Below are 19,982 nucleotides of genomic sequence, written 5' to 3'. Positions count from 1 at the left end.
CCACCACCTAAATCACATTGCTATTTGGACGTGCCCAGCAGCGCGTCGACAAAGCCCTCCACCTCGAACGGTGCGAGATCGTCCGCGCCCTCGCCGAGGCCGACGAGCTTGACCGGCACGCCGAGTTCTTCCTGCACCTGGAAGACGATACCGCCCTTGGCGGTGCCGTCGAGTTTGGTCAGCACTACACCGGTGATCTCCACAACGTCCTTGAACACGCGAGCTTGCGTCAGGCCGTTCTGCCCCACCGTCGCGTCGAGGACGAGCAGCACCTCATCGACCTGAGACTTCTTCTCGACGACGCGCTTGACCTTGCCCAGCTGATCCATCAGGCCGGTCGAGGTGTGCAGGCGCCCGGCGGTGTCGACGATGACCACGTCAGCCTGCTCCTCCACGCCGGTCTTCACGGCGTCGAAAGCAACTGCGGCGGGGTCAGCACCCTCAGCACCACGGACCGTGGACGCACCGACACGGCGACCCCAGGTCTCAAGCTGGTCGGCGGCTGCAGCACGGAAGGTATCGGCCGCGCCCAGCACAACGCGGTGGCCCATGGAGATGAGCACGCGGGCAAGCTTGCCCGTCGCAGTGGTCTTGCCGGTGCCGTTCACACCCACGACGAGAATGACGGCGGGCTTGCCCTCGTTCGGCATCGCCTTGATGGAGCGGTCCAGCTCGGGACGGCCTGCCTCGATGAGGGTCTCACGCAGCATGGCGCGAGCTTCTTCCTCAGAGGCCACACCGCGCTCAGCGATCTTCTCGCGCAGATTCTCCGTCACCTTCATGGTCAGCTCTGCACCGAGGTCCGCCATGATGAGGGTGTCTTCGATTTCCTCCCACGCGTCCTCGTCCAGATCACCGGCGGTGAGAATGCCCAGCAGGCCCTGACCGATGGCGTTCTGGGAGCGCGACAGGCGACCGCGCAAACGGCCGATGCGGCCAGCTGCCGGGGCAATGTCATCCACTGGCTGCTGCTGAGGGGCAGGTTCGCCTCCGGGCACCGGGGTCTGCGCACGGGCTTCCTCAGCCACATCCGCAGTGGTGCGGGCGATTTCAGCCGCTTCTTCTGCTTCCTCCTCCGGGGTCTGGTTGACCGGGGCAGCCGGCTCGGCAACATCGGCTGCGTCGTCGTGCACCTGGGCAGACACGGCATCCTCAGCTGCATCATCAGCCGCACCAGCTTCCGGATCGTCGGACATCGCCCCGAGTGGCTTACCCACGCTCAAACCGTCCGGATCAACAGCCTCGGCCGGTGCGTCATCAAGCAGTTCGTCCTCAACCAGCTCTTCCTCAACCGGCTCCTCGACCTCGACAGGCTCGTCGACCTCGACGATGTCGTCGTCGGCGACCGGATCACCGTCAACATCCACCACAGCATCAGGCTCAGCGCTGGCCTCAACAGCTGCCGGCTCAGGCTCGGCGGGTGTCGGCGTGTTCAAGGGCTCGTCGACACGCACGGGCTCTTTCTCCGCGGTCGCCGCACCCGCCGGAGCGAAGTTGAAGCCGCCTTTTGCCTGGTAGTTACCGGACTTCTCCTGCTGGGTGAGTTCCTTCGGCTCCTCCGGCTCCACTTTGTCGAAGGAGACGGTCTTGGACTTCTTGCGGTTGTTGCCTACCACCACGATGATGCCCACGATGATGAGCAGCACCACGATGACGGCGACAATGATCCACAGAACGGTTGAATTCATCATGGCCCCCATAGTGCCACCAGATCACGGCGGGCGGGACGGCACCCTACTCCTGCGGCTGCGGTGAGGGGCTCATGCGCTGGGAGATCACGCGGGTCACACCGTCGCCACGCATGGTCACGCCGTAGAGCACGTTCGCGACATCCATCGTTGGCTTCTGGTGGGTGATCACAATGAGCTGCGAGTCCTCGCGGAGCTCCTCAAGGAGGGCGATCAGGCGGCGAAGGTTGACGTCGTCAAGCGCTGCTTCGACCTCGTCCAACACGTAGAACGGGCTCGGGCGGGCACGGAAAATGGCCACGAGCATCGCCAACGCCGTGAGTGACTTCTCCCCGCCGGAGAGCAGCGAGAGCCGTTTGACCTTCTTGCCCGGGGGACGCGCCTCGATCTCGATCCCGGTGGCGAGCATGTCCGACGGGTCGGTCAGCAACAGGCGCGCTTCACCGCCGGGAAACAGCGTCTGGAATACGCGGGGGAATTCGCGTTCCACGTCGTGCCACGCGTCGGTGAACAGCTGCAGGATTTGCTTATCGACGTCATCGATCACCCCGGTGAGATCTTTCCGCGCCTGGACGACATCAGCGAGCTGGGTGGACAGGAAGCTGTACCGCTCCTCCATCGCCTTGTACTCTTCCAGCGCCAGCGGGTTGACCTTGCCTAACGCGGCGAGATCCTTCTCGGCCTGCTTGAGGCGCTTGGTTTCGGCATCCTTGTCGAAGTCTTCGCCGGGCGTGTACCCCTCGAGAAGATCGTCGATGGCGATGCCGAGCTGCTCGACGATCTTCTCCTCCGCCTCGGAAATGCGCACCTGCGCCTGCTCACGGGCGATGTCAGCGGCGTGCGCGGTGTCACCAAGCCGGCTCAGTTGCTGGCGCAACGCGCTGACTTTGTCGCGCGCCTGTGACTGCGCGACGGTGAGCTGCTTGACCTGGGAGGTGAGCTCGTCGCGCTGTTCGGTCGCGCGGTTGAGCGCGTCGGCGATGCGTTCCTGCAGCGTTTCGGCGTGCGCTGCCACGGTCTGCGCGAGCTGTGCCTGGGCTCGCTTCCGCGCCATTGCCGCCTCATGACGTGCTTTGGCTTGCTGTTCGCTTTCCGCTTGACGACGCAGCGCAGCGCCCCGGCCCGCAACCTGCTCCACCGCCTGTTGGGCGGAACGGGCGGCCAGTGTGGCTTCCATTTCGCGGGATCGGGCGTCCGCTAATTGCGCAGCAGCCTCGTCGCGGGCAGTAGAATCTGCCTCTTCGTCGGTGTCGGGCTGCTCGACCCGGGATAGCCGGTCGCGGGTCTCCGCAAGGTGCTTCACCCGGTCAGCGAGCCGGATTTCTGCCTCGGTGGCTTGTTTGGCGGCGCGCTCATGCTGCTGCCGCGCCTGCTGCGCCTGACTGGTCAGGCGCAGCTGGTCGCGTTTCCACGAGGCGGCGTGGGCGTCATGCTCCTTGAGCGCAGCTTTCGCTGAGGCGGCTGCGACCCGGGCTTCCTCCGCAGCGATCTTCGCGCCCTCAAGGGTGCCGGAGAGCTCATCGAGCGCAGCCTGAGCGCGTTCCAGTTCCGCTGTCGCTTGTTCTATCTGGGCGGCGACCTCAACCGACGACGCACCACCGGATCCGGCCGCGATCCAGCCCTCACCGACGACGGTGCCGCCCGCCGTCACGGCACGCAGGCGCGGATCATCCTGCACCGCAGCACGGGCGGAGGTGACATTCTTGGCCAGAATGACATCGACAAGCACGCGCGTGACAGGGCCGGTGATCTCCGGTGCCAGTGTCACGTGATCGAGCAGCCAGGTCGTACCGGCTGGGGGTGCACCGTCGAGACGCCAGGAGCGGCCACCGGCCTGGGTGTCCACCACCACTGTGCGCGTCGCCTGACCGAGCTCACTTGCAACCTCCTCGCCGACCTCGCCAGCGAGAGCCTCAGCGTGCGGGCCGAGCGCCGCTGCCAAGGCTTTCTCCAACCCTGCTTCTGCCTTGACCCAGTCGGCCAACGGGGCGAAACCTTGGCCTAAGACATCGGCCGCGTCGGCGACCGGGGCGGTTTCAGCGAGTGTGGAGATGCGTGCAGATAGAGAGTAGACAGTCTTCTCACGCTGTTTTTGCTCCTCACGGAGCTGGTCGAGGCGCTTCTCCGCCGCATCGGCTTCCGCCCCGGCGCGGGTGTGCGCCTGGACGAGAGGTTCCCGCTCACTGTCGACGGACGCCAGCTTCTCAGCAGCTTGAGCCGCCTGCTCCTCCGCATTGCGGGCCTGCTGGCGCGTCTCCTCCGCCGCTGCCGCAAGCCTTTCCACTTCTTGCTGGGCGGACTCAACCGCTCCTGCTTGGCTTTCCTCCTGGGCGAGCAGGCGGACTACGCCTTCACGCCGGTCAGCAATCGCCCTGACTTGGGCTTTGTGCTCAGCTTCGGCCGCGGCGGCTTTCTCCTTCAGTTCCGCGACTTCGGACAGCACAGCGTTCAATGCAGCCTGGGCCTTGTCGTGCGCGGCCTGTTTCGCGGCATGGTCTTCCTCCGCCCGCTCGGCGAGCGCGATCAGTTTCTTCGGATCCTGGCCGCGGTAGTCCACAATCTCGTCAGCATGACGGGCGCGTTCGGAGGCAATGCGCAGTGTCGCCGACGTTCGCTCTGCCAGCGACGACAGGCCGAACCAGAGCTGTTGCGCAGCGTCAGCAGCGGCCGTCGCGCGTGCCTGGTTTTCTTCTACTGTCTGCTGGTGCCCTTCGGCGTCTTCCAACTCGGCGGTGACGTCCCGGACTTTCTGGGCGTGGAGTTCGGCTGCGCGAGTGGCGTCGATAAGCGACGCGCGAAGAGTGACAACCCTGTGGCCTGCGATTTTCAGGCGAGCGTCGCGCAGATCCGCCTGGACTGTCGCCGCCCGCTGCGCGGCTTCAGCTTGGCGCGCCAACGGCTTGAGCTGCTTGCCCAGCTCGTCGGTGAGGTCGGTGAGGCGGTCCAGGTTCGCCTGCATGCCCGTCAGCTTGCGCTGTGCTTTCTCCTTGCGGCGGCGGTGCTTGAGCACACCGGCAGCTTCCTCGATGAACGCGCGGCGGTCCTCCGGGCGCGACTCGAGAATCTCATTGAGCTTGCCCTGGCCGACGATGATGTGCATCTCGCGGCCAATGCCTGAGTCCGACAGCAGCTCCTGAATATCCATCAGGCGAGCCTTGGAGCCGTTGATCTCATACTCCGACGCGCCATCGCGGAACATGCGGCGGGTGATGGCCACCTGCGTGTACTCGATTGGCAGCTTGCGGTCCGAGTTGTCGAACGTCAGCGTCACCTCCGCGCGGCCGAGCTGCTTGCGCTCGCCAGCACCAGCGAAGATGACGTCCTCCATCTTCCCGCCGCGGAGATTCTTGGCCCCCTGCTCCCCCATCACCCACGCCAGCGCATCGACCACGTTCGACTTGCCAGAACCGTTCGGGCCAACGACCGCGCAGATGCCCGGCTCGAATTTCATCGTCGTCGACGACGCGAAGGACTTGAATCCTTTAAGCGTCAACGAACTGAGGTGCATTCGGGTGATTCTAGTCGACAGTTAGTTGACGGAGTACCTACCGCTCCTCAAAACCCTGCGCGCCCTTCGGCTCACTGTGCTGCGCCTCCACGTGAGTCACGTTCCCCGGGCGGTCGGCCGTCGACGGGTCTTCGCGCAACAGCGCCAGAAGCTTATCGACGTCCGCCTCTTCCCCCTCAGCCACAACCTCCACGCGGCCATCTTCGAGGTTCTTCGCGTAACCGGTGATGTTGTGCTTCTTCGCCTGGGATTTCACCCAATAGCGAAAGCCCACGCCTTGGACGTGTCCGTGAACGTGGGCTGTCATGCGTGTGTCTGCCATGCAGACCAGATTAGCGTGCTTCTGTCAGCCCGCCCTCGTCGTTGCTTTCGCCAGAGCGGCGTGCATCGCGTGCGGTGACACGATCTTCGATGCTGCGGCGGGTGACTGGGTCGGAGCCGTCCCAGAACTCGACGTTCTTCACCTCAGGCAGCATGTCGCGGTGGAAGACCGGATCCATGCCCTGCTGGCGTTGCTCGTTGAAGTTCTTCAGCAGCTTGATGGCCACTCCGCCAAGCGGAACAATTGCCGCGATGTTGAAGACGGCCAGCAGACCAGCCATGGTGTCGCCGAGCGCCCACACGAGCGGCACGGAGCCGAATGCACCGAAGATGACGAAGCCAATCACCACAAGGCGGAAGACGAGCATGACGGTCTTGTTCTCCGTCAGGTACTCCACATTGGCCTGTGCAAGGTAGTAGTTGCCCAGCACGGAGGAGAACGCCAGGAAGAACAGGATGAATGTGATCGCGTGGGCGCCCCATGCACCGACGGAATCAGCCAGCGCGGACTGGGTCAACGCGGCGCCCTGGATGTCGTCTTTTCCGTAACTCACCGCCGGGCCGAGCAGCACGACGAAGGCCGTGATGGAACAGACGATGAGGGTGTCAAAGTACACGCCGAGCGTTTGCACTAGGCCCTGCTTGACCGGGTGGGACACGGTTGCAGTCGCAGCGGCGTTCGGGGCGGAGCCCATGCCGGCCTCGTTGGAGAACAAGCCGCGGCGCATGCCCTGCATGAGCGCTAAGCCGACCGTGGCACCAGCAACCTGCTGGAAGCCGAGGGCGTGGCCCACGATGAGGCTGACCATGCCAGGGACCTCGCCGATGTTCAACACAACGACGGTGACACCCATGATGATGTATGCGCCGGCCATGAACGGCACGATGACCTGGGTCCAGTTAGCGATGCGCGTGACACCGCCGAAAATGACCACTGCCGTCAGCGCCGCGATAACGGCTGCGACAACGCCCTTCATCACAAGGGAGTCGGTGCCCAAAGAACCGCCGACTGCCTCAACGATCGAGTTGGTCTGGATGGCGTTGTAGACGAACCCGTAGGTCAACGCGAGAAAGACGGAAAAGATCGTGGCCAGCGGTGCCCAGCCGAGACCGCGGGTCATGTAGTAGGCCGGACCACCGTGGTAGTTGCCGTCCTCGTCCTTGGTCTTCCACAGCTGGGCAAGCGTCGACTCAACGAACGCCGTCGCTCCGCCGAGAAGGGCGAGCATCCACATCCAGAACACAGCGCCGGGACCGCCGACAGAGATAGCCAGGGCAACACCGGCGACGTTGCCGGTGCCCACACGGGAGGCAGCAGAGATGGTGAAGGACTTGAACGCGGAGAGCCCGCCGTATTCCTCATCCAGGTCGCGCCCTTCCCGGTCCTTGCCCTTTGGGGACTCGGTAATGGCTTTGAACATGTCCGGCAAAGACCGAATCTGCACGAAGATCGTGCGCAGGCCGAAGTACAGCCCACCCAGCACCAGGAAGAATGGGACGATGTATGTCCAGAGAATGTCGTTGATGGTGCCGTCAACAACGTTTAAGGCGGTTTCCATGCCGGGGAGTTTATCGGCAACCCGCCCCATCGACGTAACGGTTACTTGGAGCAGTGCCTAAAGCACCTGGCAGACCGGGCAAAAATAACTGGATCGGCCATTGACCACGGTCCGGGCGATGGGGGTACCGCAGCGGGCGCACGGCTCGTCCGCCTGCCCGTACGCATTCAAGGATCGGGAGAAGTAACCGGAGGCGCCGTTGACGTTGACGTAGAGCGAATCGAAGCTCGTTCCGCCTGCCTGGAGCGCGCGGGCCATCACGGCGCGAGATTCCTCCAGCAACCGGACTGCGTCGCGCTGCCGTAGGGCGCGCCCCTTGCGGGTGGGTTTGATCCATGCAGCCCACATCGCCTCGTCGGCATAAATAGAACCGATGCCGCTGACCACCGACTGGTCCAGCAAAACCGTCTTAATGGCCACGTTCTTCTTCCGGATCGCACGGGCGGTAGCCACTGGGTCAAAATCCGTCTCGAACGGGTCCGGGGCGATATGCGGGATGGCGGCGGGGATGCCGTCGATAAGCTGCGTATACTGCCAGGACCCGAATGTGCGCTGGTCAATGAAGTCGAGCTCGAATGGCGCGGAACCCACGCCGTGCATGAGCGCGCGGATGCGCAGATGAGGGCTGTCGACGAGCCCTGGTTCCCCGACGATCATCTGGCCGGACATGCGGAGGTGGACCATGACCGCGGCGCCGTCGGAAAGCTCGAGCCACATGAACTTGCCGCGCCTACCTGTGCCCGTGACACTCAGGCCAGGCAGGATCTCCGTGAGATCGACATCGTTGCCGCGCACAGCGCGCGGGTGAAGCACCTCGACGGTGTCGAAGGTGCTGCCGACGATGTGCGTGTCCAACCCCCGCCGGACCACCTCGACTTCGGGGAGTTCGGGCATTTACTTCTGCCTCAGCGCGACAGCTTCAGGGTGCTCCTTGAGGAAGAAGAATGCCTCGCGGGCCGAGTTCTGCTCCGCTGTCTTCTTGTTCTGGCCGCGGCCTACGCCACGGCGAACCCCGTCGATGGCGACTTCGGCGGTGAAGATCTGCTCGTGCTCCGGCCCCTTGGCCGTGGCGGTGTAGACGGGCGGGTTGCCGCCGAGCTCTGCGACGCGTTCTTGCAGCTCCGTCTTCCAGTCCTGGATCCAATGCGCGTTCTCGATCTTGTCGTCGAAGAGCCGGGTAATCACGTCGCGGGTCACATCAAAGCCGTGCTGCCGGTAGATCGCACCCAGCACAGCCTCGGTCGTGTCCGCCAAGATCGAGTCCTTCTTGCGGCCACCGGTGGCTTCCTCGCCTTTCCCCAAAAGGACGTGTGCGCCGAGGTCGATGCTGCGAGCAACATCCGCCAACCCGTAGCGCGAGACGATGCGGGCGCGCATGGGCGACAGGTCAGACTCCGGCCGGGACGGGAAACGGTCGAACAGCTCGTTGGCAATCGTGAGGCCCAGCACGGCGTCACCAACGAACTCGAGACGCTCGTTGTTCGGTAGGGTCCCGTGCTCATTCGCGAAAGACCGGTGAGTCAGCGCCAGTTTCAGCAGATCAGGCTCAACGTCAACACCGAGACGCTCGAGCAGTGAAGCGTGATCGATTCCCGCGAACGCCTCAGCCCACGCCTGAGAACCCGAGATCTTGTTCTTCTTCGCCCGCGGCACTATTTGCTCCCGCTGTCCCCGTCGCCGAGGAACTTCTCCAAACCGGCCCAGCGCGGGTCGACGCGGTCCGTCTCTTCTTCGGAGATACCGTCGGGCGCGGGAACCTCGGAATCTTCCGGGCACTCCGGCTGGCAGGTGGGGTTGAACGGCAGGTTCAGGCCTGCTTCGTCGACAAACGCCTGTTCCAAATCAACTGTGTCGTCCACAATGCGGGGCACATCGTCGCCGGAGCCGGCATCCGCGTCATCCTCAGCGTCGCCGGTGATGAAGTCGTCGCCACCGGAAAAGACCTGGGAGACGGTCAGGGTCTCGGTCGGGGTGAGGGGACGCAGGCAGCGAACGCACTGGCCTTGGAGCTGAGCGGTCGCTGTAGCATCAACGATCACGCCACTGCCCAGTGGCGTGATCGTTGCCTCCACCTCAACTTCGGCGCCTTCCGGGATGGCGATCATCTCGGGACCGATGCGTGAAGGGGATGGGCCGGTATAAGTGAGAGTTTTCGGAAGGCCGTCGCCGCGCAGGACGTCGGCTACATCGAAGACAAACGGATTCGTAGCCATAACGCGCACAAGCCTACCGCGTCCCCGCCCCCGCGACAGATTCAGGCAGAGCAGGTGGCAGGGGCCGTGATGCGTTAGTTCGAGCGCGGGCGACGGGCGCGATCGGCACGGTCGGGGCGCTCTGGACGCTCAGCGCGCTCACGGTCGTAACGAGCGTACCCGTCGGCGTGCGTAGCGCGGCCGGATGCTCCGGCGCCGTGGCGCAGAGCGGAACGGTCAGAGGAGACGGTGCGCAGCACACTGGTCAACGTTTCCTCGAACTCACCCAACTTGGAGTCGACGTACTCATCGCACTCAGTGCGCAGGCGGTTGGACTCGGTGTGGGCGGTTTCGACGATACGGTGCGCTTCCTCGTCGGCGCGGCGGGTGACCTCAGCTTCGGAAACAAGACGCTGCTGTTCTTCGCGGCCTTCGGCGACGGAACGCTCGTAGGACTCGTTACCGTCGGCGATCAGGCGCTCGGACTCGCGGCGGGCGCGGTCGACCGTTGTGTCGGCCTCCTCGCGTGCGCGGTCGACGAGCGTGTTCGCGTCGTCTTCGGCGGTGGCAACGAGCATGGTGGCGCGCTGCTGCGCCTCACCCAGCATCGACTCGGACTCGTTGTGGGCATCGGAGACGAGGCGCTGAGCCTGATCTTCGGCCTCGACAATCATCTCGTCTGCGCGCTCCTCAGCGCCGCGGAGAATCTCGTCCTGCTTGTCCAGGACGTCTTGTGCATCGTCGACTTCGACGGGGAGGGCGTTGCGGATGTCGTCAAGCAGCGCGAGCACTTCGTTACGGGGAACCATGCAGTTCGATGTCATGGGCACGCCGTAAGCCTGCTCGACAGTGGTGACCAACTCATCCAATGCTTCAAATACGCGGTACATGACTTCTAAAGTACTGGTAGAAACACTAAAGCCCCGGCAGGCCGGGGCGGTGTGTTGCAGGTGGCGCAGCCTAGATCAGGCTAGATAACGCCCTGAGCAAGCATAGCGTCGGCGACCTTCTTGAAGCCGGCGATGTTGGAGCCGACAACGTAGTCACCTTCGTGGTCGTACTCTGCCGCGGTGTCGGAAACGTTGCGGAAGATGTTCTCCATGATGCGCTTGAGACGCTCGTCGGTGTAGTCGAAGGACCAGGAGTCACGGGAGGCGTTCTGCTGCATCTCCAGGGCGGAGGTTGCCACGCCGCCGGCGTTAGCGGCCTTGCCCGGAATGAAGTGGGTGCCGGACTTGCGGAAGACCTCAATGGCATCGGCAGTGGACGGCATGTTCGCGCCCTCGGCGACGTACTTCACGCCGTTGTCCACGAGTTTTTGGGCGTGATCGCCGTCGAGCTCGTTCTGGGTTGCGCACGGCAGAGCGACATCGGCGGACAGGTCCCAGATGGAGCCGTCGGAGTGGAAGGTACCTTCTGCCTCCTTGCAGTACTCGTCAACGCGGCCGCGGCGGACTTCCTTGATCTCACGGAGCAGCTCAAGGTTGACACCGTTCGGCGTCTCCACCCAGCCGGACGAGTCGGAGAAACCGATGACGGTGGCGCCAAGCTCCTGCGCCTTCTGGATGGCGTAGGTGGCTACGTTGCCGGAGCCAGAGACGATGACCTTAGCTCCGTCAAAGGAGTCACCGTTGTGCTTCATGGCCTCGTTGGTGATGTAGACAACGCCGTAGCCGGTGGCCTCGGTGCGGACCAGGGAGCCGCCCCATGTCAGGCCTTTGCCGGTGAGGACACCGGACTCGTGCTCGTTAGAAAGGCGGCGGTACTGGCCAAATAGGTAGCCGACCTCGCGGCCGCCGACACCGATGTCACCCGCCGGAACATCGCGGTACTCACCGATATGGCGGTGCAGCTCTGTCATGAAGGACTGGCAGAAACGCATGATCTCCTGCTCGGACTTGCCCTTCGGGTCAAAGTCGGAGCCGCCCTTGCCGCCGCCGATGGGCAGGCCGGTCAGGGAGTTCTTGAAGATCTGCTCGAAGCCGAGGAATTTGATGATGCCGAGGTTCACGCTCGGGTGGAAGCGTAGGCCGCCTTTGTAAGGTCCCAGTGCGGAGTTGAACTGGACGCGGAAGCCGCGGTTAACGCGTACCTCGCCGGAGTCAGTGACCCACGGCACGCGGAAGATGATCTGGCGTTCCGGCTCGCAGAGGCGCTCGATGAGGCCGTAGTCGTTGTAGTGAGGATCCTTCTGCAGGACGATCTTCAGGGAGTCGAGGACTTCAGCGACTGCCTGGTGGAACTCGGGTTCGCCGGCGTTGCGGCGGAGCAGCTTGTCGTAGTAACCGGACATTTCATCGTCGTAGTTAGCCATGCTGGATCCTTTCCTTTTCTAACGGTTGACAGGTAAGCACTATAGTCCCGCCTCGGCCGACCGCGCTTCTTTCCTGCCATCCCGTTGCTATCGTCTTCGGTGAACTAGCAGCAATGAACCTACCGCGTCCGGCAACACCCAGCTGGATGAGCAAAGAACAAAGGACCTCGATGACGCACTCCTACCCCGCCCTCGGCCCGCGTAACGACGACGAAGGCAACGCGGGACTACCTGCTAATTTTCAGCCAGATGCGCGGACCATCCGCGTCATCGTCGCCCCAGACTCGTTCAAGGGCACGGCCTCTGCCGCCGACGCTGCGGAATGGATTGCGGAAGGAATCCGGTCCGTCATCATCGACTGTGACATTGAGCACATGCCTATGGCGGACGGGGGCGAAGGCACTTCTTCGCTTTTCGACGGCACCGTGGTCACTCTCCCCACCACCGATGCCGCTGGACGTCTCACCGAGGCGAGCTACGTCTACAACGCCGCGGAGGAAACCGCGTACATCGACGTCTCGGCAGCAACAGGCCTACCCGCTGTCAAGGACAAGCCTGTCCCACTCACTGGCGACACCTACGGCACTGGGGTCCTCATCGCTGACGCGCAGAGCCGCGGCGCGAAAACGATCGTGCTGGGCATGGGCGGATCTGCCACGATCGACGGTGGCACCGGCATCCTCGTTGCCCTAGGCGCCAACCCGATGGATGCCAACGGGCATCCCCTGCGCCACGGCGGCGGGAACTTGGGCGACCTCCACGACATCGACACCGCGCAGCTGAACATTCCGGCAGCGTCTGTGGACTGGGTGCTCTTGGCGGACTCCGAGTTCCCCGCAACCGGCCCACGTGGCGCTGCCCGCATCTTCGGTCCACAGAAGGGTGCCAGCGACGAAGACATCGAGCGTGTCGACGCCGCGTTGCACCACTTCTGCGAGTTCGCCGGCATCGACCCGGACCAGCTCGGCTATGGTGCCGCCGGCGCGCTGCCCGTGGGCATCACGTGGCTGTCGCGGTTCCTGCACGGCAACGACGAGCACGTCCACGTCGTCTCCGGTGCCCGCACCGTCGCCTCTTCCTACGGCCTCAAGGAGAAGATCGCTGGGGCTAACCTCGTAGTCACCGGCGAGGGCACATACGACGAGCAGTCCGCGGGCGGCAAGGTGGTCTCCGTCGTCGCCGAGCTCGCCGAGGGCACCGGTGCTACCGTCGCAGTCATCGCGGGCGGCTTCGAAGAAGAGCTGCCGGACGATGTGATCACGGTGGAGATCGGTGAGCCCGGCGAGTCCGAGGAGGACGTTCGCAATCAACTCATTCGCGCCGGCGCCCAGGCCGCGGTGGATTACCTCAACACTTCCACGGCCCAGGGATAGACAGCCGGAAGCTCGAAGTCCATCTGGCGCTCCAGCGCCACCGAATCCTTCGGCAAATCCGCCTTCGGGGTGAGTACGCGCGACAAGCCCATGGCCAGGCTGTTGATGGAACTAGCCCCGTCGGCCTCAATGACGTAGCGGTGCACGACTGCCCCGTCCGGCTCTTCCCCACGCTCTTCGCGGTAGGCGCCGCGCAGCTGCTCAAGGGTGTCCCCGTGGAGGTCGGGTGTGCCGGTGTGGCGGACGGAGCCGTCGCTAAGCTTGCCGCGCCGCACCAAAATCTCCACCGCACGCGTGAATGCCTCCCCCACTTCGCGCGCGGCGGAATCGTCGGGAACAAGCACGTCAAACTGAATAGCAGGCATGAAAACAGACTAGCTAATAGCCTTGAGGAGCATGACTCACCGCGACCCGATCAGCCACATGGCGGACGGAACCATCAAACAGTACAACCCGTTCTCGGGCACCCAGGTGTGGACGGTGCCGGGGCGCGGCAACCGGCCGCTGGCCGTACCCAAGCAAGAACCGCACTCCCTGGAGCCGCACGACTTCACCGACTCCTGCAATTTCTGCGCGGACCGTAAGCTGAAGACCCCGCCGGAGAAATCCCGCATTGTCCAGCGCGACGGCGGGTGGGAGATCCTCCGCGACCTGTTGCCGCATGAATTAGACGACACGCAGCCGATGTTCCGCCGCGTGCCTAACCTCTTCGAGATCGTCTCCTACGACTACTGGGCGAAGAACTACGGCTTCCACATGGACACCTCCCGCGAAGACCACATGGAGCGCTACCTCGCCGACGATGCCGGGCGCCACCACGTCTTCGACGTCGTGCGCATGCGCCTGAAAGCCGGCGGCCACGACGACAACCTGACCGAAGAGGAATTGCTCGCGCACGTGCCCGCCTACTTCGGCGGCGGACACGACGTGATCATCGGCAGCCGCCACTTTGTCGACGGCGCGCAGGACTCTTCCCAGCTCGCGTCCTCCGGCACCCTGACGCCCGACGAGCACCACGCGTTCATTGCGTTCACCATCGATTCCTTGCGCGACCTCTATGAACGCAACCGCTACGCGCCGTACGTGTCCGTCTTCCAAAACTGGCTCGCTCCTGCCGGTGCCTCGTTCGACCATCTGCACAAGCAGCTCGTTGCGATCGACGAACGCGGTGTGCAAGCCGACTTTGAGATAGACAAACTGCGCCAGAACCCCAACATTTACAACGAGTGGGGCATCAACTACGCCAGCTACCACAACCTCATCATCGCGGAGAACGATCACGCAGTGATGACGGCGGGCATCGGCCACCGCTACCCCACCATGAACATTTACTCCAAGTCCGCGACCCCGGAACCGTGGCTGCAAACAGCAGACGAGGTGCGCGGGATGTCCGACCTCATTCACGCCGCCCACGCAGCGACCGGCCCCGAAGTGCCCAGCAACGAAGAGTGGCACCACAAACCCATCGACCTGGACATGCCCATGCCGTGGCACATCAACCTGAAATGGCGTGTATCCACCCTGGCCGGCTTCGAAGGCGGCACCAAAGTCTACGTGAACACCTTGTCCCCCTACGATATCCGCGACCGCATGGTGAGCAACCTCTACCGGTTGCGTGAAGAGGGACGACTCGCCGACAGGCTGCGCATCGCCACAGAATGCTCGCCCGTGCGCAACGCGTTGCGCTACAACCCAGTGCTGCAGTAGCCCTGCGTTGCTCGGGATTACCCGATGCTGCTCGGTGCTGGTCGATGTCGTCTGATGTTGCGCGGGTGCACTAGTTGGGGCGGCACCCAGTATCCGCAATCTCGGTACAGTGGCAGGCGCACGAAAGCGCACCCTGATGAAACCAGATGAATAACTGAGGTAAACACCGCAATGAACATGCCAGCACATCCGCCCGCATTCGTTGACACTGTTGGAGGCCACGTCCGCTCGGTCTCTGGTTCCGCCCCCGACTCCGCATCCCGCAAGAAGTTCTGGACCGGCCTGTCCCTGGCCGTCATCGAGAACATCGGCGACAAGTGGGAGGCTACTCGCGAGGCGTACTCTGCCACCCGCCAGCAGGCGTACTTCTCCGCAGAGTTCCTCATGGGTCGCGCGCTGCTGAACAACCTGACCAACCTTGGGCTGGTGGACGATGCGAAGCGCGCAGCAGCAGAGAATGACCACGACTTCCTCGATGTGCTCGAAGCTGAGCACGACGCCGCGCTGGGCAACGGCGGCCTGGGCCGCCTGGCTGCGTGCTTCCTCGACTCTGCCGCCGCGCAGGACTACCCGGTCACCGGCTACGGCATCCTCTACCGCTACGGCCTGTTCCGCCAGGAAATCGTCGACGGCTTCCAGAAAGAGCACCCGGACGCGTGGCGCGAGAGCTTCCACCCGTTCGCGGTCCGCCGCGGCACGCAGCAGCGCATCGTCAAATTCGACGACATGCACGTCCGTGCCATCCCCTACGACATGCCCATCACCGGGTACGGCACCGACAACGTAGGCACCTTGCGCCTGTGGGACGCCTCCCCGATGAGCGAGTTCGACTACGACGCATTCAACTCCCAGCGCTTCTCTGACGCCATCCTCGAGCGCGAGGCCGTGCACGACCTGACCCGCGTGCTCTACCCGAACGACACCACCTACGACGGCAAGGTGCTGCGCGTGCGCCAGCAGTACTTCTTCGTCTCCGCCTCGCTGCAGGAGATGGTGGACAACTACATCGAGCACCACGGGGACGACCTGCGCGGTTTTGCCGACTACAACTCCGTGCAGCTCAACGACACCCACCCGGTGCTGGGCATCCCGGAGCTCATGCGCATTCTGCTCGATGACCACGGCATGACCTGGGAAGATGCCTGGGACGTTGTCACCAACACGTTCGCCTACACCAACCACACTGTCCTCCAGGAGGCCCTGGAGACCTGGGATGTATCCATCTTCCAGCAGCTCTTCGGCCGCGTGTGGGAGATCGTTGTGGAGATCGACCGCCGCTACCGCGAGGACATGGCGTCCCGCCAGCTTTCTCCCGACACGATTCACCAATACTCGCCCGTGCACGACAACAAGGTGCACATGGCGTGGATCGCCTGCTACGCCGCGTACTCCATCAACGGTGTCGCCGCGATCCACACCGAGATCATCAAACGCGACACCCTGGGTTACTGGCACGAGCTGTACCCGGAGAAGTTCAACAACAAGACCAACGGCGTCACCCCGCGCCGTTGGCTGCGCATGTGCAACCCGCGTCTGTCGGAGTTGCTGGACCGTCTCGTCGGTTCTGACGCATGGGTCACCGACATGGACAAGCTCAAGGAGTTGCGCCGCTACGCTGACGATGACGCAGTGATGAAGGAACTGCGCGCGATCAAGTCCTCCAACAAGCGCGACTTTGCCGACTGGGTCCGCGTCCACGAGCACGTGGAGATCGATCCCGAGTCCGTCTACGACACCCAGATCAAGCGCCTGCACGAGTACAAGCGCCAGCTGCTCAACGCGCTCTACATCCTGGACCTGTACTTCCGCATCAAGCACGACGGTGAGCGTGACGTGCCCAAGCGCACCTTCATCTTCGGTGCGAAGGCAGCACCCGGTTATGACCGCGCCAAGGGCATCATCAAACTCATCAACGCCATCGGCGACCTAGTCAACAACGACCCGGAGGTCTCCGAGTTCCTGCGCGTTGTGTTCGTGGAGAACTACAACGTCTCCCCGGCAGAGCAGATCATTCCTGCCACCGACGTCTCCGAGCAGATCTCCACCGCCGGTAAGGAAGCTTCCGGTACCTCCAACATGAAGTTCATGATGAACGGTGCGTTGACCCTGGGCACCATGGACGGCGCGAACGTGGAGATCGTCGATTCCGTCGGCGAGGACAACGCCTACATCTTCGGCGCACGCGAGGAGGAGCTGCCGGAGCTCAAGGAGAACTACCAGCCCCAGGAGGTCTACGAGAACAACCCCGCCATCAAGCGTGCGATCGATGCGCTTACCGACGGCACCCTCGATGACTCCGGCACCGGTATGTTCGCCGACCTGCGCGACTCCCTGCTTATCGACGGCGGTTGGAACACCGCCGATCCGTACTACGTCCTCGGTGACTTTGACTCTTACAAGGAGACCCGCGACCGCATGGCAGCCGAGTACTACGCGGACCCGCTGCACTGGGCACGCATGTGCTGGATCAACATCTGCGAGTCCGGCCGCTTCTCCTCCGACCGCACCATCCGCGACTACGCGAACGAGGTGTGGAAGATCGAGCCGACCCCGATCAACCGCTAAGTCCCCTGTTTGAATTCGACCCTGTGCAGCGGATCGGGGCAGGAAACAGCTCATTACCTAGCACCACCCCACAACACCTGCCATATTGACGCTGACACCGCCACGCTGAGAAAGGCCCACAATGATTCTCCCAGAAACGATTCGTGCGGCACACGAGGAACTTGGTCGACCTACCGATGAGGAAACGATTCAAGCCGCTTTCGAGGACGCAAACGAAGCAGCCTGCGAGCGCTGCGATGATCACTTCGCGCGAAGAAAACGGTGGCAACCCGTGGATACCGGGTGAAGTCACTGGTCGTTGCCACGGACAAGCCATGCGCCTGGCGGAAGCCGAGATCTTGGAGGAGTGGTACAACGAGCCGATCCGCGCGCTGATTGACAGCAAGGTCGAAGCAGGCGAGGACGGCTGGTAACTCTCCCTGACCCCTGAATTCACACACAGAAGGACCCCAGCCATGGACAACATTGCAGGACAAGAGTTCAATCCCGACGACCTCGTCGCTTCGCGCTTCACCCCCGTCCTCGGTGAGGACTACTGGGGCTACCACGAAATACTCGGACTGGACGGGCAACCGGTCCACATCTACTGCTGGCGGCCCACCGAAGAGCGTCCATTATGGACACTGGTCACGTCCGGTATGAGCTGGCACAAGATGGAGATGCCTCAGGGCAGAGAAGACTTCGATCGCATTGAGTTGATCATGACTCTGCCGGGTGACTGGCCCCTAGATGAGGTCACGTCGAGTGCGAATGAAGGGCGAGAAGGGATCTCATGGCCGCTAGACTTGCTGAAGATGACTGCGCGCTTGCCCCGGAGCACGAACTCGTGGTTGTCGTACGGCTCCTCTTCCCAGTGGGGTGAGTCCCTGGAGGAAACCTATCCGGGCAGTGACTTCTCTGGATTCGTTCTCGGTGGCGCGGTTTCCCTGGATACTGAGTTCGACCTGCTCAAGACACAGTTCGGCGGTGAGACAGTCCACTTCTTGGGTCTTTTCCCGCTGTACGCGCAGGAAATTGAAGCCTACCTAGCTGGGGTCGAGGTGCTCGATCTCCTCTACGAAGCTGGTTTTGCAGAAGGTGTCCATCCCGGCCGTCCGCCAGTGGCCTAAAAGATAATTTTCCCGCAGGTGCAGTTGTGGAGTGTGCCCTATGATGTCACTTCAGTTTATTCCCTTTTATAAAGGCGAGGATGGATTATAGGATTGATTTTGCTCCAACGTTACCGAAGTGAGGGCTTTGAAATCATCGAGGTTCAAAGTCGCACTAAGAGTGTCGCCGGTGCGTACTGTAGCGCATGCACCATTGGAAACCTCCTTGGTAGCACATGATTGGATTAGACGTTCCGAGCGCGCAGTACTTCACGCTTGCGCGTGACGCTAAACGATTCTGTCAGGCTGTTGTCAGCAATAGTTTCCACCGCGCACACGGATTCGCGCGGTATGGTTGATGAACTTACCGACACGGGCGTGACTGTTACTTTTCTTCATTAGAATCTCACGTTTGCGAAAGGCACCACGGATCCGCGTGCGGATCCAATGCTCGGCATTTTGGTTCGTTTGCGAAGTTTGAGCGGGCCATTATCCGTGAGCGCCAGGCTGAGGGTATTGCGTTAGCGAAAAGGTCAGTCGGCCAAGGTTTCCGCCAGAATAGTTAATGGCTATCCCAATCTTTCGGAACTACTTCTGTCAAGTTGAAACCTTTGGGGCCCAGACGGGTAGAGTACAGCCCCCTTCTGGTACCTGCTAATTTCTGTCAAAAATTGGTGAAGATCTAAAGCTTCACGCCATGTCGTAAAGCGCGGGTTCCTTTCGTTTGTCAATAATTCCTTCCAGAAACGAACCAGCTTGTCGCAGCCCTCCGGATAGTTGCCTAGGGTGGGTTCATAAACGGTGGTTTTGCAAGCCTTAGATCCTGCGGAGGACCAATGAGATAGATGATCGTAGTCCCATCGAGGATCATCAAAAGTTAATTCAAAGTATTCACGCTCGCCATCGGTTGAAGAGGCTATTATATTTACTTTCCGCATCCTACTGGAGTATCCAAAGCTAGCAGAACCGGTCACAATAGTATCTGCCAAGCAGAAAGTAACTTGGGCGGTTTCCGGCAGGACTTTGCTCGGTGAACCGTAATTAGACCCAACAATCGATGCGTCTAGGAGCTGCAAATTAGCGGTGTCACTGCCTGATAGGTAGCAGCATAAATCAAGCGGGTGAATAATTTCTGAAACCACTCCCACCGTCGGGCGAGGATCATCGAACCTGTTCTTTGCCCAGATAAAATCAATCCGATTTACGGTTAATCCCGATTCGCTAATCTTCTGCTTTACTTCTGTAGCTGCTGCAGAGTAGCGTTCAATACAATTGAGAGCAAAGGTATTATCCGTGCTCCATTTTTCATTTAATCCTTCGGGGATTCTTTCTCCAGGAGCTGCCAACGGTTTTTCGGATAAGATGAAACATTTAGTATGTTGGAGAATCTTCAGGACTGAAAGGTGCTGGTCATCGTTAGTTGCATTCACAACCATATCAACATCGGAGAAGTACCTCTCGATATCCTCTGGTGGTGCGAACTCTAAAGCCTTTGTTTCTTCCTTGGAGAGGAAGGATACCTCTGTACTTTCTTTCTCCTCAGCAGTAACAGCCGCCAAAAGTGACTGGTATAAGCGCTTTCCTTCGTATCGAGGGTGTCCGATTGTTTGTGTGTGGGGGTTTGGTTTACAAGTAGTCTGCGAATCGGTCGGGGTAAGCCACGGCTA

16 protein-coding genes are annotated in these 19,982 nt (G+C 62.0%); 5 read left to right on the top strand and 11 right to left on the bottom strand.

What is annotated here, in order from left to right; translation table 11 throughout:
* Window positions 1–20: 20 nt before the first annotated feature.
* The 9 genes from ftsY to gdhA form a co-directional block, all read right to left on the bottom strand.
* Window positions 21–1,700: a signal recognition particle-docking protein FtsY gene (gene ftsY, locus KBX18_RS09700; protein ID WP_370687245.1), complete on the bottom strand. Its 1,680-nt coding sequence runs from the start codon at window positions 1,698–1,700 to the stop codon at window positions 21–23.
* A 34-nt stretch (window positions 1,701–1,734) separates the two neighbouring features.
* Window positions 1,735–5,196, bottom strand: a complete 3,462-nt coding sequence (gene smc, locus KBX18_RS09695) for a chromosome segregation protein SMC (RefSeq protein WP_255995842.1) — start codon at window positions 5,194–5,196, stop codon at window positions 1,735–1,737.
* A gap of 37 nt (window positions 5,197–5,233) precedes the next feature.
* A complete protein-coding gene (locus tag KBX18_RS09690; protein ID WP_040423615.1) occupies window positions 5,234–5,518 on the bottom strand; it encodes an acylphosphatase in 285 nt (94 codons plus the stop codon).
* Between the two features lie 10 nt (window positions 5,519–5,528).
* Window positions 5,529–7,076: a sodium:alanine symporter family protein gene (locus tag KBX18_RS09685; RefSeq protein WP_255995841.1), complete on the bottom strand. Its 1,548-nt coding sequence runs from the start codon at window positions 7,074–7,076 to the stop codon at window positions 5,529–5,531.
* Between the two features lie 57 nt (window positions 7,077–7,133).
* On the bottom strand, window positions 7,134–7,970 hold the full coding sequence (gene mutM / locus KBX18_RS09680; protein ID WP_005289665.1) for a bifunctional DNA-formamidopyrimidine glycosylase/DNA-(apurinic or apyrimidinic site) lyase: 837 nt from the start codon (window positions 7,968–7,970) through the stop codon (window positions 7,134–7,136).
* Entirely contained in the window at window positions 7,971–8,729 is a 759-nt protein-coding gene (gene rnc / locus KBX18_RS09675; RefSeq protein ID WP_005289664.1) for a ribonuclease III, read from the bottom strand. It abuts the gene before it with no gap.
* Window positions 8,729–9,289, bottom strand: coding sequence for a DUF177 domain-containing protein (locus KBX18_RS09670; RefSeq protein WP_255995840.1), 561 nt, complete (start codon window positions 9,287–9,289; stop codon window positions 8,729–8,731). Before KBX18_RS09670 ends, rnc begins: the two co-directional genes overlap by 1 nt.
* A gap of 74 nt (window positions 9,290–9,363) precedes the next feature.
* Window positions 9,364–10,158, bottom strand: a complete 795-nt coding sequence (locus tag KBX18_RS09665; RefSeq protein WP_255995839.1) for a DivIVA domain-containing protein — start codon at window positions 10,156–10,158, stop codon at window positions 9,364–9,366.
* 80 nt (window positions 10,159–10,238) lie between these two features.
* Window positions 10,239–11,582, bottom strand: a complete 1,344-nt coding sequence (gdhA, locus tag KBX18_RS09660) for an NADP-specific glutamate dehydrogenase (protein WP_255995838.1) — start codon at window positions 11,580–11,582, stop codon at window positions 10,239–10,241.
* Window positions 11,583–11,728: 146 nt separating this feature from the next.
* On the opposite strand from gdhA, the gene KBX18_RS09655 reads away from it, so the two are divergent.
* Window positions 11,729–12,955, top strand: coding sequence for a glycerate kinase (locus tag KBX18_RS09655; protein ID WP_255995837.1), 1,227 nt, complete (start codon window positions 11,729–11,731; stop codon window positions 12,953–12,955).
* Here KBX18_RS09655 and KBX18_RS09650 read toward each other — a convergent pair.
* The gene (locus KBX18_RS09650) at window positions 12,925–13,320 is read right to left on the bottom strand and encodes a hypothetical protein (protein ID WP_255995836.1); all 396 of its coding nucleotides are present in this window, start codon (window positions 13,318–13,320) and stop codon (window positions 12,925–12,927) included. The genes KBX18_RS09655 and KBX18_RS09650 overlap by 31 nt on opposite strands.
* A gap of 31 nt (window positions 13,321–13,351) precedes the next feature.
* Between KBX18_RS09650 and KBX18_RS09645 the strand changes: the two genes are divergently transcribed.
* From KBX18_RS09645 to KBX18_RS09630, 4 genes are all read left to right on the top strand, one after another.
* On the top strand, window positions 13,352–14,662 hold the full coding sequence (locus KBX18_RS09645; RefSeq protein WP_005289658.1) for a DUF4921 family protein: 1,311 nt from the start codon (window positions 13,352–13,354) through the stop codon (window positions 14,660–14,662).
* A 171-nt stretch (window positions 14,663–14,833) separates the two neighbouring features.
* Entirely contained in the window at window positions 14,834–17,227 is a 2,394-nt protein-coding gene (locus tag KBX18_RS09640; protein WP_255995835.1) for a glycogen/starch/alpha-glucan phosphorylase, read from the top strand.
* 236 nt (window positions 17,228–17,463) lie between these two features.
* A complete protein-coding gene (locus tag KBX18_RS09635; RefSeq protein WP_156774824.1) occupies window positions 17,464–17,640 on the top strand; it encodes a hypothetical protein in 177 nt (58 codons plus the stop codon).
* A gap of 42 nt (window positions 17,641–17,682) precedes the next feature.
* Window positions 17,683–18,336, top strand: a complete 654-nt coding sequence (locus KBX18_RS09630; RefSeq protein ID WP_255995834.1) for a suppressor of fused domain protein — start codon at window positions 17,683–17,685, stop codon at window positions 18,334–18,336.
* A 548-nt stretch (window positions 18,337–18,884) separates the two neighbouring features.
* On the opposite strand, the gene KBX18_RS09625 is transcribed toward KBX18_RS09630, so the two are convergent.
* Window positions 18,885–19,874 (bottom strand): hypothetical protein, encoded by a 990-nt coding sequence (locus KBX18_RS09625; RefSeq protein WP_255995833.1) that lies wholly within the window; start codon window positions 19,872–19,874, stop codon window positions 18,885–18,887.
* Between the last annotated feature and the right edge of the window lie 108 nt (window positions 19,875–19,982).

The sequence above is a fragment of the Corynebacterium sp. CCUG 69979 genome (genome assembly GCF_024454095.1).
Taxonomy (GTDB): Bacteria; Actinomycetota; Actinomycetes; order Mycobacteriales; family Mycobacteriaceae; genus Corynebacterium; species Corynebacterium genitalium.
Note: the sequence above shows the minus strand (reverse complement) of the source record. Positions and strands in the feature narration are given on the sequence as shown.